Origin of the sequence: Dyadobacter jiangsuensis, assembly GCF_003014695.1 — a bacterium.
Taxonomy (GTDB): Bacteria; Bacteroidota; Bacteroidia; order Cytophagales; family Spirosomataceae; genus Dyadobacter; species Dyadobacter jiangsuensis.
Map to the genome: position 1 here is coordinate 60,368 of NZ_PYAS01000006.1, position 23,238 is coordinate 83,605.

The 23,238-nt window shown below is 49.8% G+C and carries 17 protein-coding genes; 15 read left to right on the plus strand and 2 right to left on the minus strand.

The genetic code is table 11. The features are described 5' to 3' along the window. Positions 1-71: 71 nt before the first annotated feature. From CLV60_RS13610 to CLV60_RS13670, 13 genes are all read left to right on the plus strand, one after another. Positions 72-596 (plus strand): Uma2 family endonuclease, encoded by a 525-nt coding sequence (locus CLV60_RS13610; RefSeq protein WP_106595925.1) that lies wholly within the window; start codon positions 72-74, stop codon positions 594-596. A gap of 61 nt (positions 597-657) precedes the next feature. After that, a complete protein-coding gene (gene rpe / locus CLV60_RS13615; protein WP_106595926.1) occupies positions 658-1,305 on the plus strand; it encodes a ribulose-phosphate 3-epimerase in 648 nt (215 codons plus the stop codon). Between the two features lie 19 nt (positions 1,306-1,324). Continuing rightward, entirely contained in the window at positions 1,325-2,605 is a 1,281-nt protein-coding gene (locus CLV60_RS13620; protein ID WP_106595927.1) for an apiosidase-like domain-containing protein, read from the plus strand. A 70-nt stretch (positions 2,606-2,675) separates the two neighbouring features. Continuing rightward, positions 2,676-4,697, plus strand: coding sequence for an OmpA family protein (locus CLV60_RS13625; RefSeq protein ID WP_229210962.1), 2,022 nt, complete (start codon positions 2,676-2,678; stop codon positions 4,695-4,697). 59 nt (positions 4,698-4,756) lie between these two features. After that, positions 4,757-6,610 carry a glycosyltransferase family 39 protein gene (locus tag CLV60_RS13630; RefSeq protein WP_106595929.1) on the plus strand — a complete coding sequence of 618 codons (1,854 nt, stop codon included), beginning with the start codon at positions 4,757-4,759 and terminating at the stop codon, positions 6,608-6,610. A gap of 117 nt (positions 6,611-6,727) precedes the next feature. Further along, positions 6,728-7,555 carry a transketolase gene (locus tag CLV60_RS13635; protein ID WP_106595930.1) on the plus strand — a complete coding sequence of 276 codons (828 nt, stop codon included), beginning with the start codon at positions 6,728-6,730 and terminating at the stop codon, positions 7,553-7,555. After that, entirely contained in the window at positions 7,548-9,542 is a 1,995-nt protein-coding gene (locus CLV60_RS13640; protein ID WP_106595931.1) for an NAD-dependent epimerase/dehydratase family protein, read from the plus strand. The genes CLV60_RS13635 and CLV60_RS13640 overlap by 8 nt, the downstream gene beginning before the upstream one ends. Before the next feature lie 78 nt (positions 9,543-9,620). Further along, a complete protein-coding gene (locus CLV60_RS13645) occupies positions 9,621-10,541 on the plus strand; it encodes a transketolase family protein (RefSeq protein ID WP_106595932.1) in 921 nt (306 codons plus the stop codon). After that, positions 10,538-12,232: a hypothetical protein gene (locus tag CLV60_RS13650; protein ID WP_106595933.1), complete on the plus strand. Its 1,695-nt coding sequence runs from the start codon at positions 10,538-10,540 to the stop codon at positions 12,230-12,232. Before CLV60_RS13645 ends, CLV60_RS13650 begins: the two co-directional genes overlap by 4 nt. Before the next feature lie 2 nt (positions 12,233-12,234). Beyond that, complete coding sequence (locus CLV60_RS13655) at positions 12,235-13,371, plus strand: acyltransferase family protein (protein WP_106595934.1); 1,137 nt, start codon at positions 12,235-12,237, stop codon at positions 13,369-13,371. Between the two features lie 72 nt (positions 13,372-13,443). Then, the gene (locus CLV60_RS13660) at positions 13,444-14,187 is read left to right on the plus strand and encodes a glycosyltransferase family 2 protein (RefSeq protein WP_106595935.1); all 744 of its coding nucleotides are present in this window, start codon (positions 13,444-13,446) and stop codon (positions 14,185-14,187) included. A gap of 11 nt (positions 14,188-14,198) precedes the next feature. Further along, positions 14,199-16,877 (plus strand): DUF3352 domain-containing protein, encoded by a 2,679-nt coding sequence (locus CLV60_RS13665; RefSeq protein ID WP_106595936.1) that lies wholly within the window; start codon positions 14,199-14,201, stop codon positions 16,875-16,877. A gap of 4 nt (positions 16,878-16,881) precedes the next feature. After that, positions 16,882-17,913, plus strand: coding sequence for a hypothetical protein (locus CLV60_RS13670; RefSeq protein ID WP_106595937.1), 1,032 nt, complete (start codon positions 16,882-16,884; stop codon positions 17,911-17,913). Here the strand turns inward: CLV60_RS13670 and CLV60_RS13675 are convergent. Next, on the minus strand, positions 17,910-19,166 hold the full coding sequence (locus tag CLV60_RS13675) for a cation:proton antiporter (RefSeq protein WP_106595938.1): 1,257 nt from the start codon (positions 19,164-19,166) through the stop codon (positions 17,910-17,912). The genes CLV60_RS13670 and CLV60_RS13675 overlap by 4 nt on opposite strands. A 219-nt stretch (positions 19,167-19,385) precedes the next feature. Here CLV60_RS13675 and CLV60_RS13680 point away from each other — a divergent pair, with 219 nt between their 5' ends. Continuing rightward, positions 19,386-20,537, plus strand: coding sequence for a lipase family protein (locus CLV60_RS13680; RefSeq protein ID WP_106595939.1), 1,152 nt, complete (start codon positions 19,386-19,388; stop codon positions 20,535-20,537). Between the two features lie 15 nt (positions 20,538-20,552). After that, a complete protein-coding gene (locus CLV60_RS13685; RefSeq protein ID WP_106595940.1) occupies positions 20,553-22,295 on the plus strand; it encodes a M14 family metallopeptidase in 1,743 nt (580 codons plus the stop codon). Here the strand turns inward: CLV60_RS13685 and CLV60_RS13690 are convergent, their stop codons facing one another. Next, positions 22,296-23,129 (minus strand): hypothetical protein, encoded by an 834-nt coding sequence (locus CLV60_RS13690; RefSeq protein WP_106595941.1) that lies wholly within the window; start codon positions 23,127-23,129, stop codon positions 22,296-22,298. Between the last annotated feature and the right edge of the window lie 109 nt (positions 23,130-23,238).

Here is a 23,238-nt window from a genome sequence, read left to right on the forward strand (position 1 = left end):
ACATTCACCTATCGTTCACACGCTCAGTATGTCACACATTTTTTGTATTTTCGTTCAAAACGGCCAAGCATATGAAAACCCTGGAACCGACCATTTACTACAATCCGGACCTGACGCAGATTATAAACGGGGAGGAAGTCATGTCGCCTAGCCCGAAAATGCCCCACCAATCGGCTTCGGGAGAACTTGTCTTTCTCCTGACAAGCCATGTAAAAACACACTGTCTCGGCCGTATTTTTACCGCTCCATTCGATGTAATTCTGGAACAGGATTACAATCACCTGCAACCTGACATTTTTTTTGTATCCAATGCGAACCGGGATATCATGCAGGACTGGATTCGCGGCGTGCCTGATCTGGTCGTCGAAATCGTGTCGCCCGGCTCAAAGAAAATGGATATGGTGATTAAAAAAGACATTTACGAACGTTACGGCGTTCCCGAATGCTGGATCGTGTTTCCGGAGAAGATATGCATTGAAGTCTACACGCTGGTTGACGGCCATTATATGTTATCGGGCTCGTTTTCCGGCCATGACACGGTCAGGTCGCAGGTGCTCGATACACTCTCATTTCCGGTGAATGTGATTGTACAATAACCCGCATTGCCCATAAATTCACTAATTTCGGCCTCATTAATCATTACTAGCTTCTGATTTCATGGCTGAAATTGCCCCTTCCATACTGGCCGCGGATTTTGCAAACCTGCAACGCGACGTCGAAATGATCAACAGCAGTTCCGCAGGTTATATTCACGTTGATATCATGGACGGCATGTTCGTCCCCAACATTTCATTCGGGCTTCCCGTGTGCGAAGCCATTCACCGGCATGCCCAAAAGCCGCTGGATGTGCATTTGATGATCGAACAACCCGACCGCTATCTCGAAGCCTTCCGTAATGCAGGTGCATCCGGGCTTACTGTGCATTATGAGGCGTGCCCGCATCTGCACCGCACAATCCAGCATATTAAGGAGCTTGGCGCCGAACCAGGCGTGGCGCTCAACCCCCATACACCGGTGGAAGTTCTGAGCGAGATTATGGGCGATGTTTCGCTGATCCTGATTATGTCGGTGAACCCCGGGTTTGGAGGCCAGAAATTCATTGAAAACACCTACCGAAAAATTGCGACGCTGGATGGCTACCGCAAAAAGTTCGGCTATAATTTCAAGATAGAAGTCGATGGCGGCGTTAACCTCAACAATGCACCCCGGCTTGTGCGCGAAGGCGTGGATATCCTCGTAGCAGGCAGCTTCGTTTTCACCTCGCCCGACCCTGTCCAAACGATCGCCGAGCTGGGAAATAGCTAGCATTCATTGAGCTGACACCATGAATAAGTCTAAATCGTTAGCGGGTCTTGCACTGGCCTGCCTGATTTCGCTGGGGTTTGTATTTCAAAAGGAAGATCAGGCGCCCCCTAAATTTCCGTTGAAAATCAGCCCGAACGGCAGACACATTACCGATAACCACGGAACACCGTTTCTGATGGTGGCGGATGTGGCGTGGCAGATGCTAAGGCGGTTGAGCTATGCCGAAGCGGTACAATATATGGATATCCGCAAGTCGCAGTCGTTCAACACCTTCCTGGTACATTTGCTCCCCGCATTGCCCAATCAGCGAAATTTCAATAAAGTCGCGCCGTTTCTAGACAATAGCGATCTGACGCAACCTAACAAAGCCTACTTTGATTACCTCGAAAAGATCGTCATAGCAGCCAGAGAGCGGAACCTGGTGGTAGGGATTGTCGTGTCCCGACAGAGCTGGAACACGGTTTTCGATACACAAAAGGAAGATGTGTGGAAAAGTTACGGCGCTTATGTGGGAAAGCATTTTGCCAAATATTACAACATCATCTGGATCGTCAGTGAAGAGGAGTACCAGAGTGCCTCACAATTCAAAGCCATTTCGGAAGGTATCCGGGCAGAATCCGACGGGCAGATCGTGGCATCGCTCAATACCTGTTCGCCCACGAGCGTGAACGACAATTCCCCCAACCATTCGGACCTCAAATTCATTATTCCGGATTCAACGGTAACTCCGGCCGAATATGCCGCGTTGGCCAACTGGCAGAAAAATTCGGCCGAGGCTGCATTGCGGCCCTTCCTGATCGCCAATTCGGAGTTTCCCAAAGAAATTACGGATCAGTCGACGCTGATCCGCAACCAGGCGTATCAGTCCATTCTCAGTTCGGCGGCGGGTTTCTGCCATATGAGTACGATTAAGAACTTCAACCCTACCTGGAAAGTCAACATCACGAAGGACGGCGCAGAGTATATTCACCAGCTCGTCAAAATCCTCAAAGGCATTCCGTGGGAATATATGCAGCCTGATACGCCCGATTTGCTGGTGGATTCACTGGATAAGGCCGAAATAGGCATTGTTTCGCTTTCGAATAAAAAGATGGCCATGCTGTACATTCCTACCTCGCGACCGGTACGCATCGACCTCAAACACCTGGAAGGCAGCCAGTTCGGAGCGGTTTGGTATAGCCCCCGCACCGGTAAAAGATGGAACGGCAAGGACCTGAAACTCGATGAAGAAGCGACCGTGCAGCCGCCCGAATTACAACCGGAATGGGACTGGATACTCCTTATTGGCGCCAAGCAGTAAGTTTGGCTTTTTTTTGTATTATTAATATATTACCAGATATAGAATAGCCCGGCCGGTATCTGATCACCCCATGCGTTTGAGATTTAAGAACACCCTTTTCAGCATATTAATGGCAGTAATGCCGCTTTTCGCATACTGCCAGGAGGTGTTGTGGGCCAACAAGGTTTTGGGGTATTCTTCCGAGTACAGGCCGTCGCAGATTGGCCACGCGTACCGGGCCAAACAAATCCTGGGTGTTCCAAACAAGCTACCTGATTTTGGCGACAGCCCGTGTGCCTGGTCACCCGCCGATGCCGACGGGCGCAACGAGGAGTGGATCAAAGTCGGGTTTGACAAAACCATTCCCCTGAAACAGATCGCAATTGCCGAGAATTTCAATCCGGGCGCTGTTGTGCGCGTGTATGCCTATGATGGGGCGGGCAAAGAATACCTTGTTTCGGAAACGCCGGCTGCACAGCAAACCGTGAAAGGGCGTATGCTTCACATATTCCCCAAACAGAATATCCAGGCCAACGCGGTAAAAATAGTGTTGCAACCAGGCAAGGTTTCGGGTTTCAATCAGATCGATGCAATCGGAATCTCGTCGGACATAACGCCTGTTGAAGCCAAAATCAACTTTGTGGCTTCTCAGTTGAAAGCACAAAAAGAGAACATGGGCAAGGCGATCAATTCCAAAGGCCAGGAAGTAGCACCTATTATCTCTCCGGATGGTAAGACGCTCTATTTCACAAGAAACGATTTTGAGGGGAATATCGGCTCCGCTGGGCATCAGGACGTGTGGTATTCGACACTCAACGACAAAGGTGAGTGGACGGACGCCGTCAATATCGGACCGCCGATCAACAATGCAGGCGAAAATGCGATGACGAGCATTTCGGCGGACGGCAAAACCATCTACCTCATCAATGAGTACGGAGCGGACGGCAATATGTATTTCGGATTTTCCCGTTCCTTCAAAACCAAATCGGGGTGGTCGGTACCGCGTTCATGGAAGATCACAAACTTCCTCAAAACAGCGAAATACTTTGAAATTTCGGTTTCCCCTTTTGAAAACGTGCTCATTATGGCGGTTCAGGGGAATGACACCGAGGGCGGCAAAGATCTTTACATTTCGTTTTTACAAAAAGACAATACTTGGTCGGAACCTCGAAACCTCGGCAGCGTGATCAACAGCGCCGATAATGAGAATACCCCTTTCCTGGCATTAGACAACAAGACTTTATACTTTTCCTCTTCCGGGCATTCCGGCTATGGCCAGGGCGACCTCTTTCTCACCCGCCGTCTTGACGACACCTGGCTCAACTGGTCGACGCCTGAGAACCTGGGCCCGGCGGTGAACTCGCCGCTTTGGGATGCATTCATCAACATCCCCGCGACCGGAGATTATGCCTATTTCAGCGCCAGCGATAAGGTGGTAGGCCAGGAAGACATTTTCCGCATCCGCATGACGCCCGAGATCAAGCCGGACCCAGTAGTGGTTGTGAGTGGGAACGTACTGGAAGCGGAAACCAATAAACCGGTAAAATCCGATATTACCGCTGATATCAAAAGTACAAACGCTTCCTTCGCAACCGCCAGCTTTGACCCCGAAACCGGCGAGTACCGGTTGATACTTCCGTTGAAAGAAATATACCGCATTACCGCTTCGGGCGAGGGATTCTTCCCCGTGTCGGAGGAGATGGATCTGAGTGCAGAAACCGGTTTCCGTTCGATCCGGAAGAACATCTATTTGCAACCTATTAAGGCAGGCCAGCAGATCCGGCTCAGCAACACGATGTTTTCCCAAAGCAGTGCGGAAGTAATCCCGTCGTCATTCGCCGAGCTCGACAAGATCGCCGAAACCATGAAGGCATACCCTACGATGGAGATCTTACTGGAAGGCCATACCGACAATCAGGGGGAAGTGCAAAAGAATATCAAGCTCTCCTCCGACCGTGTGGAGCAGGTAAAAAAATACCTTTTGTCCAAAGGTATCGACGGCAAGCGCATCCAGACCAAAGCCTGGGGCCCTACCAGGCCTATTGCCAGCAACCTCACCGAACAGACCCGTCAAAAGAACCGCAGAGTAGAGTTTACGATTCTTAAAATCTAAAAAATATCCTATAACGGGAAATTTCGTTATTTTCGCGGCGTCCATCAGCGAACGCACTAATGTCTCCCAACCAAACCAAAGAAACCCTGCGGTCAAGGCTCATACTCACCCTCATTCTCGTTGCAGGTCTTGCGTTGAGACTTCATAACCTCGATCGATACAGTATTTTCTTCGATGAAGTGAGCACATTGCTCGTCAGCCAGGGCATTGTGTTGGAAGGGGCGAATCAGAAAGAAGCTTTTGCTATCTGTGAATTGTCTGATTCCCGTTTTTGGACAACACCGGCCCATCCGCAAAAGCAGGTGCTACGGTCATTCACGGCAAACGAAATTTATACACCAAAGGCATTCACGCCTGCCGAATTCTGGGCTCCGAAGTCCATCGAGGATTACTACGAAGCCATGACCCGCAGCGATATCGGGAACAGTCCGTTCTATTACACGCTCCTGCATCCGTGGATCGACATTTTCGGCTTCTCCGACTATTCGATTCGTCTATTTTCGGTCATTTTCAGTGTGCTGATTATCGGACTGACGTACCTGTTCGCGAAACGCTTCTTCGGCGTCAATACCGCACTGATAGCGGCGGGCATTACGGCCATCGAACCATTTTTCATCGCTTACAGCCATCAGGCACGCAACTATTCCCTGACGTTCTTCCTGACACTGGCTGCGACGTATTTCTTTTTACAAATCATTGAAAATAAAGCCAATAAAAATACACTTTGGCTCTATGTAGGTTACGTGCTCTCAGCGGGTCTCGGCTTGCTCAGCCATTTTCTCGTTATCGCTGTCCTGCTGGCGCATGCATTATACGCATTGTTTTTCCTCCGAACGCTCAAAGGCTGGATTCGTATGGCGATTGCGGCGGTGTTTGCACTTTCGGGTGTGGCCTGGTGGCTGCTGTTCGGAGGCGGCGTTTACACATTATCCTCCCTGCAATATCAGGCTGCATTATATAAAAGAATGGCTGATACCGGTGGGCAGGCATTCGGGAATATCATGCCTGCAACACCATTGAATGTCTTTAACAAATCGCTGCCCATTTTCGCCGACCTCGTGATTTTCACCAACGGCCTTACCGACGCCCTGGGAGGAAAAAAGAATGTGGTTGTGGCATTGGCGGTAGCACTTGTACTGATTTGCTGGTATCGTTTCAAGGACAAGATCAACACGCCGGCGTGGCTTACACCCCGCTTCCCGTATTTGCTCGTGATTGTCGTCGCGTTTTTTTACAATAATCACAAACTGCAATTCTGCATTCTCAGCGTCAGCTTGTTCGCCTTGTCCTTCATTCCTGATTTGCATAAGAATGCGGATCGCCAGCAAAAGGCACGGCTGTGGATGCTTTACATGATGGCGCTCGTACCGACGCTGTTTCTCATCCTGATGTCGTTCAAGAATGGACACACTTATGGCATTATGCAGCGGTATTCGGGTTTTTCATTTCCTTACGTGATCATTCTGCTAAGCTTGTTGCTCCAATACTACACCACATTGAAGCATGAGTTCCGGGTGCTCATTTTCGTATTCCTCTCTGCCCAGCTCTATTTTGTGGGATTAAGATTAAAAGAATTCTATGAGGACCGCTCGCCGAAATACGGCTACTTTGCCGTTCCACGCGTGCCCAACCCATACTGGGAGGCTGCCAAGAAGATAGAAGCAAACTATCAACCTGGCGATACCATCTTTTACCCGGCTCCACGCTACGAGGTGCTTTCCGAAATGGACCGGACATTCCTGCCCTATTCGATCCACGACGCACAGATTACCAACCTGTATTTCCCCAAGGATGCGCAGTATGTGCAGGTGATGGATATGGATCAGGCAGAGCGGATATGGATCAAAAAACAGGGACGCTCCGAGCCCCTGGAAATCATGAAACTGACCGGCAAGCGTTACGGTTTTGAGTAAGCGGCAAGGCTGTTTTGGCAGAGCCGTCCAATAACATTTTGTATATTGCGGACTTAAAACCGGAGATCTGGCCTTTATTTTGCAGGCAATTCCTTACATCGACATACAACATCAGGCATGACAGCAGAAGAGATATTAAAAGACCCTAAACAGTTGAGCGGCGAGCTTCGCCTGAAAATATTGGGCCTTTACCATCAGGCCAATGCGGGCCATATCGGTTGCTCACTCAGCTGCATCGATCTGATGATCGCTGTTCTTTTCCTTCAAAAGTCGACCGACGATACTTTCATTCTTTCCAAAGGCCACGCCGCGGCTGCACTCTACGCATGCCTGAATACGCTGGGGGAAATTACCGACGAAGAGTTGGATACATTCTACCTCGACGGCACCACATTGCCCGCCCACCCTGCGCCACGCCAGTACAAGGGTATTCCGTTTGCTACCGGCTCGCTGGGCCACGGGTTACCGATTGCAACGGGCATTGCCCACGCTGCAAAGGTCGCTGACGATGCAACGTATTCTTTCACGCTGTTGTCTGATGGGGAAACCAACGAAGGTACCACCTGGGAAGCTGCTCACTACGCTATCCAGAACCAGCTCGATAACCTGATCATGCTCATCGATAAGAATGGCCTGCAAGGTTTCGGCTTTACGGATAAGGTTTTGGGAGAAACTGCTTCCGTTGAAAAATGGAAAGCGATCGGTTTTGAAACGGTGGAAGTGGATGGTCACGATATCTCGGCCATCAGCGCGGCAATCACTGAGTTAAAGGAGCACAAAAACGGTCTCCCGAAAGCCATTATCGCCAATACCGTGAAAGGAAAAGGGGTTTCTTATATGGAAAACAAATTGGAATGGCATTACCTGCCCATGAATAAAGACCAGTATGAGCAAGCTACGCTGGAAGTAAAAGAACGTTATCTTAATGAATTGACGAATGCTTGACCATTTACCGGTTTACCGCGATAAAATAGAGAAATTAAAAGGGCCAGTTTTTGTTTTCGGTGCCAGCGGCTTCATTGGCGCCAATCTCTTCAATGACATATTCAAAATCCGGAAGGATTGTTATGCAGTGACGCACGATGCCACCAAAGCATGGCGTCTGAAACTGCTGAATGTCCCGTTTGAAAACATCATTCACTGCGACATTCTTTCCGACAACTCCATCAAGGAGGTATTTGAAAAATATAAACCGCAGACGATTTTCAATCTTGCGGCCTATGGTGCGTACAGCAAGCAGAGTAATGTAAACCTGACCTACGAAACTAACGTCCTCGGGACGGTCAACATCCTCCAAAACTGCACGAAGGATATGGTTTACATCCATGCCGGAAGCAGTTCCGAGTATGGTTTCAACTGTACATCGCCCAAAGAAACCGACCGCGTAGAGCCGAACAGCCATTATGCGGTTTCCAAGGTGTCGGCGGCGTATCTCCTGGAATATTATGCCAAAGTCGCGGGCCTGAAAACACTCAACCTGCGCTTGTACTCGATTTACGGCTATTGGGAAGAGCCCGACCGCCTGATCCCGCGTCTGATCGAGAATGCACGTAAGAAAAATTTACCTTCGCTGGTGTCTCCGGATATCAGCCGCGATTTTGTGTTTGTGGAAGATTGTGTGGAGGCGTTTCTGGATGCGGCATTGAAAATCGACGACGAAAAATCGGGACGCTCCTATAACATCGCTACCGGTCGTAAAACTACAATGGGCGACCTCGTGGACGTGACGCGCAAGGCGTTTTCGATTGCCAAAGAACCTGAATGGGGCAGCATGTCGAACCGCAAATGGGACCTTGCCGAATGGTTTGGAGACCCTACTGCATTCGAAAACGATTTCGGCTGGAAAGCGAAAACATCTCTCGAAGACGGCTTGATCCGTTACAGCCAATGGCAGGATGCTGTGCAATATGAGTCGAGGTTGATCCCTGCTTTTGAAAATCCAAAACTGAACCCGGTTATCACGGCGATCATCGCATGTTACAAGGACGCGCAGGCGATCCCGTTCATGTACGAAAGGCTGGTGAAGACGTTCAATGAACTGAAAGTCCGCTACGAGATCATATTTGTAAATGACAACTCGCCTGATAACCAGGAAGAAGTCATCAATGCGATTTGCGACAAAGACCCTAACGTGGTAGGCATCAGCCACTCGCGTAACTTCGGCTCACAATCGGCATTCCTGAGCGGGATGGAGATCGCGACGGGTGACTGCGTGGTGCTCATGGACGGCGACTTGCAGGATCCGCCTGAAATTATCCCTGCATTCTACGAAAAATGGATGGATGGATACGACGTCGTGTACGGCGTGCGCGTGCAGCGCGAGATGAAACCGCATATTCATTTCTTCTATAAGACATTCTATAAGGTATTCCAGGGGCTGAGCTACATTCCCATCCCGCGTGACGCCGGCGATTTCTCGATGATCGACCGCAAAGTGGTGAAGGAATTGGTGGATCTGCCTGAAACCGAGCAATTCCTGCGCGGCTTGCGTGCGTGGGTAGGTTTCAAGCAAACCGGCGTACCTTACGTGCGTCCTGAGAGGATGTTCGGCGTATCGACCAACAACTGGACGAAGAATATCTGGTGGGCGAAAAAGGCGATCTTCTCATTCAGTTTCGCACCGTTGGAATTGATGAGTTATGCCGGATTCGGGCTCACGGCGCTTTCCATTCTGGGAATAGTATGGCAGATACTGGCTAAATTCTTTTTCTTCCCGGATACGCCAAGAGGGCTTAGTACCGTAATTATCCTGATCGTATTCTTCGGCGGGCTCACCATCCTGGGTATTTCGTTTTTGGGAGAATACATTACCAAGATATTCGAAGAAACTAAAAAGCGGCCCAAGTATATCCGCACCAGAATACGCCGGGGACCGAAGGCCTATAAAACTGCCGACGAGATCCGGGCTTTGGTAAAACAACTGAGAAAGTAATAAATTGCATGGTATCAGCCGGTTAGGCAGCCATTCCATTTAAGTTAAGCAATCAATCGGCGTAGCGCCCACTTAACGATGAGAAAAGAATTTTCAACGGCCATCGAAGAGCTTGCGGTAGAGGACGACTCCGTTATCTTCATCACAGGCGATCTAGGATATAATGCATTGGAAAACTTGCAGGCCAAAATGGGCAAGCGGTTTATCAATGCCGGTGTTGCGGAGCAGAATATGGTGGGTGTAGCTGCCGGCTTTGCGCACAAAGGATATAAAGTGTTCTGTTACAGCATTGCGCCATTCATCGTGTACCGCTGCCTCGAACAGTTCCGTAACGACGTCTGTTTCAACAACCTGCCGGTGTTCCTGGTCGGTAACGGCGGCGGATATGGCTACGGGATCATGGGCAGCAGCCACCACACGATCGAAGACCTCGCGTGTTTGAGCGGCCAGCAGAATGCCCAGGTGTGGGTACCTGCATTTGCCGACGAAGTAGTTCCGGTTGTGCGGCAGATCGCCTCGGACGCCCGTCCTGCATACCTGCGCCTGGGCGCCGGAAAAACCACTCCTGCGAACAGCTACATCACGGGTTCTTTTAAAGTGATTCACCAGCCTGCCCATGCCGAAACGACCGTTTTTGCATTGGGACCGGTTGCCAATAACGTGTTGTCTGCACTGGCGCTGGCACCCGAGCTTGCCGAAAAGGTGAACGTGGTGACTGCCCTGCATTTCCCGCTGGAACTGACGGACGAGCTGATCACGCTGGTGAAAAAAGCGCCTGCGATTCTCGTTGCCGAAGAGCATATCAGCACGGGCGGGCTTGCGCAACAACTTTCCGTTCAATTGCTGGAAAAAGGTATCTTCCCTTCGGTATTTAAAAGTCTCAAAGCGGAAGGATATCCCAACAGCCGCTACGGCAGCCAAAGCTATCATCAGAAGCTTTCCGGACTTGACGCAGATTCGATCCTGTCGAGCATCAGCCAACTAATGATCCCGGCATGACGAAAAAGGCTTTTACCATTATTCTGAGCCTGATCCTGTTGTTACCCGTTGCCATTTATTTCACGGTATGGGATTACTATGCCATCAATATTCCCAAATGGGACGACCATGCGCTGAAAAACTTCATCGCCGAATATGCGCAGGCTGGCGGCTGGAAAGAGAAAATCCTGGCACTTTTCAGGCAGCATAACGAGCACCGCATTGCGCTGACGCGCCTGTTCGCCTGGATCGACTACGCTATTTTCGGGCACCTCAACTACCGGCATCTGATGACCGCGGGCAACATCCTGCTCCTGGCAGCGATCCCGCTGTTTTACGACCTGCTCAAAAAGAACAAAAAGCCCCTTTTTGCATTGGTACCCATTCCATTCCTGTGGATGACGCTGGCGTTTTGGGAGAATATGTACTGGGGCATGTCGGCAGTGCAGAATTTCGGGGTGGTAACACTCGTCCTCTGGACACTGTATCTGGTCATCAATCCCAAAGTATTGCCATTTACCATCGCCATATTATTAAGCGTGGTAACCGTGCTTACCAGCGGCAATGGGCTGATGGTGCTGCCGCTTGGGGCTGGTTTGCTATTTCTTGCGGGGAATAGAAAGCGCTTTGCATTGTGGACCATCATCAGCATTGCCGAGATCTTCTGCTATTTTTATTGGTATAAACAACCCGACTACAACCCCGAATCAAAAGCTTCGCTGCTGCAACTTGTCAAAGGCTACATGGCGTTCCTGGGCTCATTTGCAGAATGTATTCCGGTTCTGAATCACATTAAGGTTTGTATTTTCCTGGGTGTGATTTTATTCCTCGTCGCTATTTCCATTGGTTCAACGACGCTTTTCAGGATTATCAAGAATAAGCATTCCAACAAGTTCGAACGCACTACCGACCTGTTCTGCCTGGGGGCAATATTGTTTATTCTCGGTACTGCCGCGATTGTCGTTCACGGCCGCGCGGGTTTCGGATTCGATGTACTTATTGCCAGCAAGGTTAAGATATACTCGGTGCTCCTGCTGATCATCGCCTACATCTATGTTGTGGTCCCGATCCGCGGCAGTTTCCTATCGCCTTACATTACCGCAATTATCGCTCTGGCGGTCACATTCAATGTATTCAGCTATCATTACCATCTGGTGGACGCTTACAATTTGAGAAAGCAGATGGTAACCGCACAATTCAACTGGACGTTTACCGACAAGTCGCTGAAATATCCGGCAGATACATCGTTTGCGGCTAATATTATGGAGAAAACGCCGGTCATTTACGACAAATGGCTGCCGCTGATTTCCGTTGCAGACCGTCAGAACTATGCGGGAAGCTCGCGGGGTATGGTCGATTTGTACGACAAAACCACCATTACCAGCGATACTGCATCGATTAAGGTGAGCAACACCACATTCACCAGCCAGCGATTGCAGGATAGCGGCGTGTACGTGCTGCTGAGCTCGGATAAATGCTACTACATTTTCCCCGCCCTGCGCACGCGCAACACGAGCCGCAAGCAGCTGTTCCTGAAACAATATTACTTCGCCCCGGGCTTCTATGCCGATATCCCGTTCTCCGAAATGGACAAGGGAAGTTATAAAGTGGCGCTTATCCGCCAGCAGGGCGAGGAAACCGGCATTCTGTTCAAAGAACAGCGTGTGACGGTCAAAGAATCGCATAAAAAAGAAGTGAAAGTTAACTGGTAACCATGCGCACCAATTCGGAAGGACACATTATTCAACTTGACGGCGTGCGCTTTATTGCAGTGGGGCTTGTTCTGCTCGATCACCTGATCGTGGAGATCAATATCATTCCGTTTGGCGCTTTGGGGGTAACGATCTTCTTCGTGCTCAGCGGTTTCCTGATCTCCCGTATTTTGCTCAAAAGCAAAGAGAAAACTTACGGAACACCGGGAGGTTTCAAAAAATACCTGCGTAAATTCCTGATCCGCAGAACGATCCGGATTTTCCCGGTCTACTACCTGATCATCGCGTTGCTATTTATCTTCAATGTACCGCCAGTTCGCGACAAATTGCCCTGGCTCGCATTGTACGGAACCAACATTTACATTGCTCTTCATAAAACCTGGCTGGGTTCAGTAGACCACTTGTGGTCACTAGCCGTGGAAGAGCAGGTCTATCTTTTCTTCCCTTTCCTTATATTTTTTATCTCAAGGAATAAACTGGTGCCCGTGCTGGGCCTGATGGGTGTTTTCAGCATTCTCCTGCGCGCTTACATTTTCTATTCGGGCAGAATACCAGGGACCAATTTCGTCACCATGGGCGAATGGACAGTAACCTATGTATCCACACCCACGTGCTTCGATTCTTTCGCGTTGGGCGGGCTCATGGCCTGGATGCAGCTTTACAAGAATGATTTGTTTGTTAAGTTTTTTAACAAATCGTGGCCGGTATTGCTTGGTTTCCTGGGTTGGGTGCTGGTTCAATGGTGGGCCAAATCGCTGGCACAGCCGTTCAACTTCCCGTACGTGGTGCTCGACAGAACCATGTCGTCCATTTTCGGGTTTATGCTCATAGGACGCGCTGTGATGGGTTTCAAGGGTTGGATGGCCGCGTTCCTGGAAAATCCGGTGTGTATTTATCTTGGCAAAATCAGCTATGGCCTGTACCTGTACCACAATTTTGTATACAACCATTTTCACAGCGGTCCCATGCACCCGACGGTCAGGCTTTTCCGGAAAATATATCAATATATCCCCAGCTTAGAAGGCAATATTGCGTTCGAAGCAACGGTCGTAGTGGCGCTCACTGTCTTAGTGGCGTCGGTTTCCTGGCACTTTTTCGAGAAACCGATTAACGCCTTGAAAGACAAGTACGCTTACTAAATAATGAAACCCCATAGCCCGGTTACAGGCTTTATTTATTAATTTCGCGCAACATACCAAATACGCTTTTGCATGTCATATCTTCTGAGTATAGTAATGCCCGCATACAATGAGCAGGATTGTATCGAAAAAGTAGTTTATAATTGGACCTCCTTCCTCAAAACTAAATTCCCCAACGATAACACTACCCTGATCGTCATCAACGACGGTTCGAAAGACAATACGAAGGTATTACTGGATGAGTTGGACAAAAAGATCGACAATCTGACGGTTGTCCATCAGAAAAACGGCGGGCATGGCAATGCGGTCGTGAACGGTTACCGCAAGGCGTTGGAAGTAGGTTCGGAATATGTGTTCCAGACCGACAGCGACGACCAGTTCGTTTCCGAAGATTTTGACAAACTCTGGGACAAACGCTCCCAATCCCAATTCGTACTCGGCTACCGCCAGGTTCGGCATGACGCCGGCGTACGCCTCTTTATCACGAAATTCCTCCGCGGCACGATCTCTACTGTTTATGGTACATTCATCATGGACAGCAATATCCCGTTCCGTCTGATTAAAGGAACATTCCTGCAAAAACTGATGAACCAGCTGCCCGACCCGGAACCGTTCGCTCCGAACATCTTCCTGGCTGTGATGGCTAAAAAATCAGGGCAGCAGCTGTTCGATATCCCTATCACCCATAAAGACCGGGAAACCGGCACCGTTTCAATTGTGAAATGGAACCTGTGGAAAGTTTGCATCCGAAGCTTTAAAGAACTCTTGCGGTTTCGCCTCGAACTGAATGATAAAGTGAAAGCGATCCGCGCTTAAAAAACAGGCTTGTGTCGAAAAAAAAACTGATTGCTATCCTGCTGATCGTGCTTACCGCATCAGCAGGATATTTCCTGTTCAAATGGTCGAGGGGTTCGTCGGCAGCCTGGCAATTCATCCCCTCCAATGCCGTGGTGGTAATCACCAGCGAGCATTTGCAAGATTCGGCTTACACGGCCACAGAAGCTGCACTTGATCTCAAACGGCTTCCTCTCCTCGACATCGCCAGCGACAACCTGACTTTGCTCAACCTGCTGACGAAAGATGCCAAAAAACTCAAAACATTCCTGAAAGGCAAAGCCCTCTCCTACTCGTACCACCCGCGTACCAGCACGGAATGGGGGGTGATCATGTACATTCCCGTCACCGAGGAAGAAACCAAATGGCTAGCCAGCCCGCAGCACGCCAACATCCGGCTTCTGCACCACAATTTCCAGGACCACCGCATTACCGACGCCATCGACGCCAACTCCCGGCCGTTGTTTTCCTACCTGGTGAAAGATCATTACCTGATCGTCAGCTATTATGGCGATCTGATCGAAGACGCCGTGCGTGCTTCGTCGCTCAATATCAGTTCGTTCCGGTTGCGTTCGCGCTTTTCAAATATCAACGACTCGGATTACGGCACGAGCATTTACCTCCGCACCGACGCCTGGAAATCGGTGATGTCGATGGAAAACGTGGCTACACTCGCCGAATTTGGAAAAAGCTTCCCGGCTTACCAGGATTTTCACATTGAAAAAGCGGAAAAGAAGGGAAATCTGGTGGTGAAATCAGATGGTGCCGACGCGCCGGATTATTACCTGGCCGAAATCCTGAAAAACAATCCCGGCACGCCGTTTATCGGGCACAAGCATGTGTCTCAGCAGACTTCGTTTCTTTACCGCGCAGCGGCGTCCGACAAAGCGGCATTCAAGGAGGCATTTTTGAAATGGCATAAAAAATACAAATCGCCTGCCTGGGATAAGCTCAACTATTACATTGCCGGCGAAAGCAATGTGCTGGTGGACAACATCGGTTCGGAGTTTGTGTTATGCCAATTGGAAGAAAACAACAGCATTACCGACGGCAAAATCCTACTGGCGGAGTTCTCCAACTATGACAAAGTAAGGCCCGTACTGCAAAAGCTCGCGCAGCTGGCCAACCAGGAAAGCAACGTTTCGAACGACCAATACCAGGGGTACGATATTTACTCGGTACCGGTGCCCGAACTCCCGGCAGGCCTTTACGGACCGATGTTCACCGGCTTCCCGCGCAGCTACATTACATACATTGCTCCCTACCTGGTAATAAGTAACAACTCACAGGTTTTGCAGAACTACATTGTTGATTACGAAAACCAGATCACCTGGCAGCAATCCCCGGAATACGACAGCGTGTTGACCAATGTGAACAACGAAGCGCAGCTTTCGATGATCGTGAACCTGCGGAAAGCGCAGTCGGGCGAGGAGACGCAGGTGAGCAAAAAGTACAGCGACCTCACGGCCAAAATGGAGTCCATCACGCTGCAATGCCGTTTCGAAGGCAGCGAAGCATTTCCCGTGCTTACGTTCCATCCCAAAAAAAGGCAAACCGCCAGCAAGGTACTCAACCGTACATTCCTGAATATTGATATTGAATGGCCGGACATTTACGATTCGGAATTGGCCGCATTGCAAAACCCGATCGACGGAAGCTCGGAAATATTGCTGACCGACAAGGAACACAATCTGCTCCGAACCAATAATCTGCGGGAGGGTAAAACCGAAACCATCGCCAAACTGAACGGCGCGATTGGTGCGGCGGCTTACAAGGTCGACTTCCTGAACATTGGCCGCCAGCAGCGCATTTTCGCCACGGGGCGCACGGTATACGCATTGGATGAAGACGACTCCTCCAATGTTTCGACTTTCCAGGCACATTTGCCGACCTCCGACCTCATCTCGGCATTGTACCTCATCGATGGCGGCGAGGACGGCAGTAACCGGTTTATCGTCAAGAGCTCGGCGGAAGAACTATTCGTTTGGGAAAGTGTGACCCGTCCGCTCAAACGGCTAAACCATTCTATCCGTTTTGAAAAGATCGTCGGGCCGGTAGTAGCGCTGAATCAGATCGGTAACCGTGGCTTCATTGTCACGCAGCAGAACGGAAAGATCTATTTGCTGAAAGAAAATGGTACGGTGCGCCTTGGCTTCCCCGTCGACATTCTGACACGAACCGAAAGCCCTTTCACCTGGGCGCAAAACCCGCAAACAGGCCAACCTGAGCTCGCAGGCGTGAGCGTATCCGGTGAGCTGATCCGCATTAGCCTGGATGGCAAAATCACGTCTCGCCGACAGCTCCTGCGGCCGGAACCGGGTTCGCGTTTCCGGATCCTTTTCGACCGCAATTCCCTCGATTGGATATTGGTGCGATCGGTTAACTCGAAAACCGCTATTATTACCAAAGACGGCCGCGAGCTGTTCGAGATCAAGGATATTTTGCCAAATTCGGTGATCCAGTACCACTTCTTCGGGGTCGATAACCGGTTTATCACGATCAAATCAGGGAGTTATTCCACTGTTTTTGATATGAATGGAAGGCGCCTGGGAGACAAAGCGATCCCGTCGGAAATGCCGGTGCAGCTTACGTATCAGCCGGGCTATTACAAATTATTGATATTCAGCCGGTCGGAAAAGAAAATACAGGTCTGGTCGATCAAGTTGAGATAATGCTATGAAAATTTTAAGATATATCGCGCTGGCTATCGGCTGCCTCATCTGGATCGTGGGTCTGAGCCCGACCATTTTACCCTGGCTGTGGAAAGAACAGGTTGTGGAAGACGGCTACCAGTATGGCGATTTATACAAGCTCTCTACCCTATCAGCATTCCGTGATCCGCGTCATCAATGCGCCGGCTATGTACCGCCGGCTCGGCCGCAATCGGCTAAGAAAGTGCATTTGTACATTATCGGCGATAGTTTTACGGAGAAAGGAAGAGTTGGACAGAACGATTTTCCGGTGGATGAATACACCTGGGTAAAATGGTCTGATTTCCTGCATATCAAACTGGACACAACTCAGCATAATATCTTGCTGATGGAAAGCGTAGAGCGGCATTTCCGCCAGAAATTCGCTTCATCGGCCCTTCATGTACTCGTTCCCGACTCGGCGACATTTATTCAAAACGGTGCTTCCACCAAGCTCATGCACCAGCTCGACGAGGCTTTCAAAGGCTCACATACCGCCGACAGGCTCGACGGTTTCCTTTTCCAGAACGACTTCACATTGCGTATTAAAGAATGGAAATCGGATTTCAACCAACGCTTTTTCGACAGGACCGCTTCCGGCGTGACCCTTGTCAATAATGATCGCGACATTGTGTATTATATGGATACCGATACTCCGGAAGTCACGTCGTCGTTCACACCTGTGCGCGAGACAGAGCTGGATTCCATGATCACAAACCTGCATGCAAGCCGCGATTTTGCGGATTCACTGGGTTTCGACAATGTGATTCTCTCCATTATCCCCAACAAAACCTCGGTGCTCAGCCCCGATTACGGCGTTTACAATAACCTTATCGAACGGGTGTACAATCACCCCAAACTCGACATTCCATATATCGACGTCCTTGGAGATTTTCGTCGTATGGGCCGTTCTTCGTATATGAAAGGCGATTCGCATTGGACTTGCGAGGGGCAAACGATCTGGCTGAACAAGATCAATACGTTGCTCAACCAGCTCGTTGCCGGGCCGGCTTCCTAGGCAGCCGCTTCCGCATCGTCGGGCAGGCGGTCGGTTAGTTTGCCTACCGTGAGCCCCTGCACGATGATCGAGAACAGCACCACGAAATAGGTAATTGCCAACAGTAGGTCTTTATGGAGATCCTGGTCAATGGACAATGCCAATGCAATGGAAACACCTCCGCGCAAACCTCCCCATACCAATATGGTAATCGATTTCTTCCCGAAGCGCGTCTTAAAAGGAATCAGCTTAACCGGAATGTAAATGGAAATGAAACGCGCCGAAAGCACCACCGCGATCGCCACCAGTCCCGCCCAGCCATATTGTTTCATATCCGGGATCAGGAGCAATTCGAAACCGATGATCAGGAACAAGATCGCGTTCAGGATTTCATCAATGAGCTCCCAGAATTTATCGATGTAGTCGCGTTCGGTATCCGAAACGGCACCGGGGTTTTTGCCATAATTTCCTACTACCAGACCAGCCGCCACCATCGCCAGCGGGCCTGACATGTGCAATGCCTGCGCAGCCAGGTGCCCGCCCATCACGATCGCAAGCGTAATGAGCACGTGTACATTGTAGCCATCCACCCGGTACATCATTTTGGAACCCAAAAAACCGAGCAGCAAGCCCAGCAAAATACCGCCGATTGCCTCCTTCACAAAAAGGCCTGCAATACCTGCAAACGACGTATTTACTTCCTCGCCCCGCGCCAGCGCAAGCATCAGAATGAAAACTACGACCGCCATACCGTCATTGAAAAGCGACTCGCCGGCGATCTTCGTTTCAAGTGATTTGGGAACACCCGCCTGTTTGAGAATCCCGAGCACCGCAATAGGGTCCGTAGGGGAAATCAACGCGCCGAAAACGAGGCATTGGATGAGCGGAATGCTTATTCCGATCAACGGCAGGATATAGTAAATCAGAAAACCGATCACGAATGTGGAAATCACCACGCTGACGGTGGAAAAAATAATGACCGGCAAACGCTGCTCCCGAAGATCTTCCAAATGCAAATGGATGGCCCCGGCAAAAAGCAGAAAGTTGAGCATCGCCCCCATGAGTATTTCAGTCAGATCGACACTCGCGATAAGCGTTGAAATGCGGATAAATGTGCGTGGAAATATGCTATCGGTAGCGATGAGCCCCAATGAGACCATCAATGCGATCACCATGACGCCAATGGACGGAGGCAATTTCAGAAACCGGGAATTGAGGTAGGAAAATATCGCAGAGAGGACGATTAATGCGGAAAAAGAGTAATACAGCTCCATGAAAATATTTTTTAGACTAACCAAAAATAACGAATCTCCGGCCCGCATTCAAGGCGAAACGGGCGGCGCCGGTAAACTCTAATAGTATTCTAATTTGAAAGGAGTGACTAAAAACATGCCTGAAAAGCGATTTAGAAGCATGAAAATCGGGTTACATCGATTGTTTTCCTACATTAGCGACTCAAAGTTTGCCTCGTTATTCAACGCTTCCTATCGACCATGCAAAAGACCCTGGCAAGTTTCAAACCGTGCCTGATCAGGCATTTCTTCCCTGTTGTTGTTCTGATATCCGCTGTATCTACCTTCCAGCCTGGGTTTTCACAAGTTGCGAAACTGAAACCCGGTTTCGATAAAGCCGAATACCAGGAACTTGTTTATGCGCACGCGCTGCTGTACGACACCACGATGAGCAACCGTCAGAAGTTCAAAATCCCGCGACCTACGCAGTACGATTCCGTTTACATGTCGCCGGTAATGGGCCTCGACAATCGGTGGGGCCTATGGAAAAGCAAATCTTCGCCAGTGGGGGTGATCAACCTCCGCGGCACGACGTTGAATGCCGTGGGTTGGCTGGAAAATTTCTACGCTGCGATGGTACCGGCCCGCGGGGAATTGCAAATTTCCAAAGACTATACATTTAAATACCATCTGGCCGATACCCCCAAAGCAGCCGTGCATATCGGATGGCTGGTAGGTGCAGCTTATCTCGCCCGGGATATCGTTCCCCGAATCGATTCATTGTACAAAACCGGCGTCACGGACTTCCTCATCATGGGGCACAGCCAGGGCGGGGCGCTCAGTTACCTGATGACGGCGCATTTGTATTCGCTCCAAAAGCAGGGAACCTTGCCGAAAGATATTCGTTTCAAAACCTACGCCAGCGCGGCGCCGAAAGTGGGTAATACCTACTTCGCCTACGAGTACGAGCACCTGGTCGACGGCGGCTGGGGCTATAATGTGGTCAACTCGGCAGACTGGGTGCCAGAAGTCCCATTCTCTGTGCAGATCCTCAGCGATTTCAACAATACCAATCCTTTCAAGAATATCGACGGCATTATCAAGAAGCAAAAACTCATTGCGCGCATCGGCATGCGGCACGCTTACAAGGGGATGAAAAAGCCCAGCGAAAAGGCACAGCGCAACTACGAGAAATACCTGGGGAAGTTTGCAGGGAAGATTGTATCTAAAAACTTGCCGGAATACCAGTCGCCGGCCTTTTACAAAAGCAGCAACTACGTACGCACCGGCCCGACGATCGTACTCCTCGCCGATAATACGTACTATAAGCAGTTTGAAGATTCGGATCAAAACGTTTTTATCCACCACGGCCTACACCCCTACCTTCACCTGCTCGAACAGTACAAACACTGATATTTCACTCCATTCATGCGATCTAAACTGACATTGATTCTCCTGACTATCCTACCGGCCATTGCGTTTCACGCCGTAGCCCAGTACCAGACCCGTTTTGAAAAAAGCGGCGGCAAGCAAACTCCAACCTACCAGGAGGGTATTGCCTATTACCGGCAGCTGGCACAAAACTTCCCGCAGGTACAAATGCAGGAGAAAGGCCCTACCGACAGCGGCCGGCCGTTACATTTGCTATTGTATTCGAAAAACAAGGTCTTCGACATTAAAAAGCTGAAAGCCCAGGGGAAAGCTATCCTGTTTATCAATAATGCTATTCACCCCGGCGAGCCCGACGGCGTAGACGCCTCGATGATGCTGTTGCGCGATATGCTCGTCAATCCATCCAAATTTCCCGAGCTGGATAGCATTGTCGTGGCTATTATTCCTTTTTACAATATCGGAGGCGCATTGAACCGCAACAGCACCACGCGTACCAACCAGGCAGGCCCGGAAGAATATGGTTTCCGTGGAAATGCGCGGAATTACGATTTGAACCGGGATTTCATCAAATCCGACACGCGCAATGCCCGTAGTTTCGCGGCCATTTTCCACGAGCTCGATCCCGATCTCTTCGCGGATACGCACGTGAGCAACGGGGCCGATTACCAATATGTAATGACACTCGACTATGCCCAGAAAGACAAACTCGGCGGCCCGCTCGGCGATTTCAACGACAAGGTTTTTCTGCCCTATATGTACAAGCATTTAAAAGATGCCGGTTTCGAAGCGACACCTTACGTGAATGCTTACGGGCAGACACCCGACAAAGGTTTTGTCCAATTCCCCGACTGGCCACGGTATTCTACCGGCTATGCGGCTTTGTTTCATACCATCGGGGTGATGACCGAAACACATATGCTGAAACCGTACGATCAGCGTGTAAAATCGACCTATGCCTATTTGCACGGCAATATCAAGTTCCTTGCCGCACATCGGAAGGCGCTGCTGAAACTGCGGAATGAGGCGAAGGAGGCCGTTAAAAAGCAGGAGAAGTTTGCCATTACCTGGCAGGTGGACAAATCAAAACAATCCACGATTGCATTCAAAGGCTACGAGCCGGAGTACATTCCCAGTGAAGTGAGCGGCTTGCCCAGGCTGCATTACGACCGCTCGAAACCATTTACGAAGGATATTCCTTTCTACGACACCTATGTGCCGCTGGATGTAGTCACGCGGCCCGAGGCGTATATCATTCCGCAAGGCTGGCATAATATCATCGCGCTGCTGCGATTGAACGGCGTGGAAATGAAAGCCCTCGACAAAGACGCTCAAATGGATGTGGAAACTTATTACATCGAAGAGCTGGAAACGCCAAAGCAGCCGTTTGAAGGGCATTACTGGCATACGTCGGTGAAAATCAGGACGGAAAAGCAAAAGCTGCCATTCAAAAAAGGCGACTGGTTTGTTCCTGTGAACCAGTCGACCAACCGCTACATTATCGAAACCCTCGAACCGAAGGCTGTCGATTCGTTTTTCAAATGGAACTTTTTTGACACCATTTTACAGGCGAAGGAGCATTATTCAGGTTATGTTTTTGAGGACCTGGCCGCTGATTTGCTCCAAAAATCACCCGACCTGAAAGCAAAGCTCGACGAGAAACGCAAAACCGATCAAGAGTTTGCCAAGAGCGGTAATGCGCAGCTGGATTTTATCTACCAAAATTCGGATTATGCGGAAAAGGAATATATGCGCTATCCAATTTTCCGCGTCGTGAAATGATCAGAACCGGAAACCGAGATTGAAGTTGAACTCACCGGTGATTTCCATGCGTCCGTTACGATAACTGCTCGATCGATATTTCTCACGATCCAGGTACCGTGGGCCTACTCCGGCATTCAGGCCAATCTGAAAATGCGGGGTAATCTGGAAGTTGACATAATTATTGACGATCATTCCCATTCGGAAGCGATCGCGCTTTTCCTCTGTGCTGGTGGTAACGCCGCTTAAAGGATCGTATTTGTTGGTGTACTGCCATTTTGTACCAAATCCGGTAAACAGCGTCGGGCCGACCGCATAGGTAACGCGTTTCTGGCCAAATGGATAAACTTTCAAGCTGGGTGAGAAATAATACATCTGGTCGTCGGAATCTTCGCCGATCGAGGGAAGGTAATAACTGTCGGGAATGGTCAATGTAAACGGCAAGAGTAACCCGAAATAGCCTCGTTTGTCGAGGATCCGCTCATAGCTGATACCGAAGCCGGGGCCGCTGTCCAACGCTTTGAAAGGTGAAAAATCCAGTTTGTTCTTACCCAGTTCTTCATCCTGAACGATGGGCTCATTCCGTTCCCGGCTCCTTGCGTTACCACGCTCGGCGCGTTTATCAAACCAGATTGTCTGACCGTTCCCGAACTCGATGCGCAGCAATTCATTCTTCCTGACTACGAAATTGGCCGCATTCGCTTCCTGACTGATCTTATACAAAACCTTGTCGATACCTACTTCCACCACTTTCCCTTCAATGGTGGAACCGTTTTTCCGGACCAGGACATCCTGTGCGTGAGCGGCCGCGAAGAAAAGCGACAGTAAAAATGTGAGGGTAAGAATTCTGCTCATAGTGTTGCTGCGTTGATGAACGATGATCAAATTTAAGTGAATAGTGACTATTTTTGCGAAGTATACTCACTGAACGTTTAAAAACATACTTCTGTTATACACCTGGCCA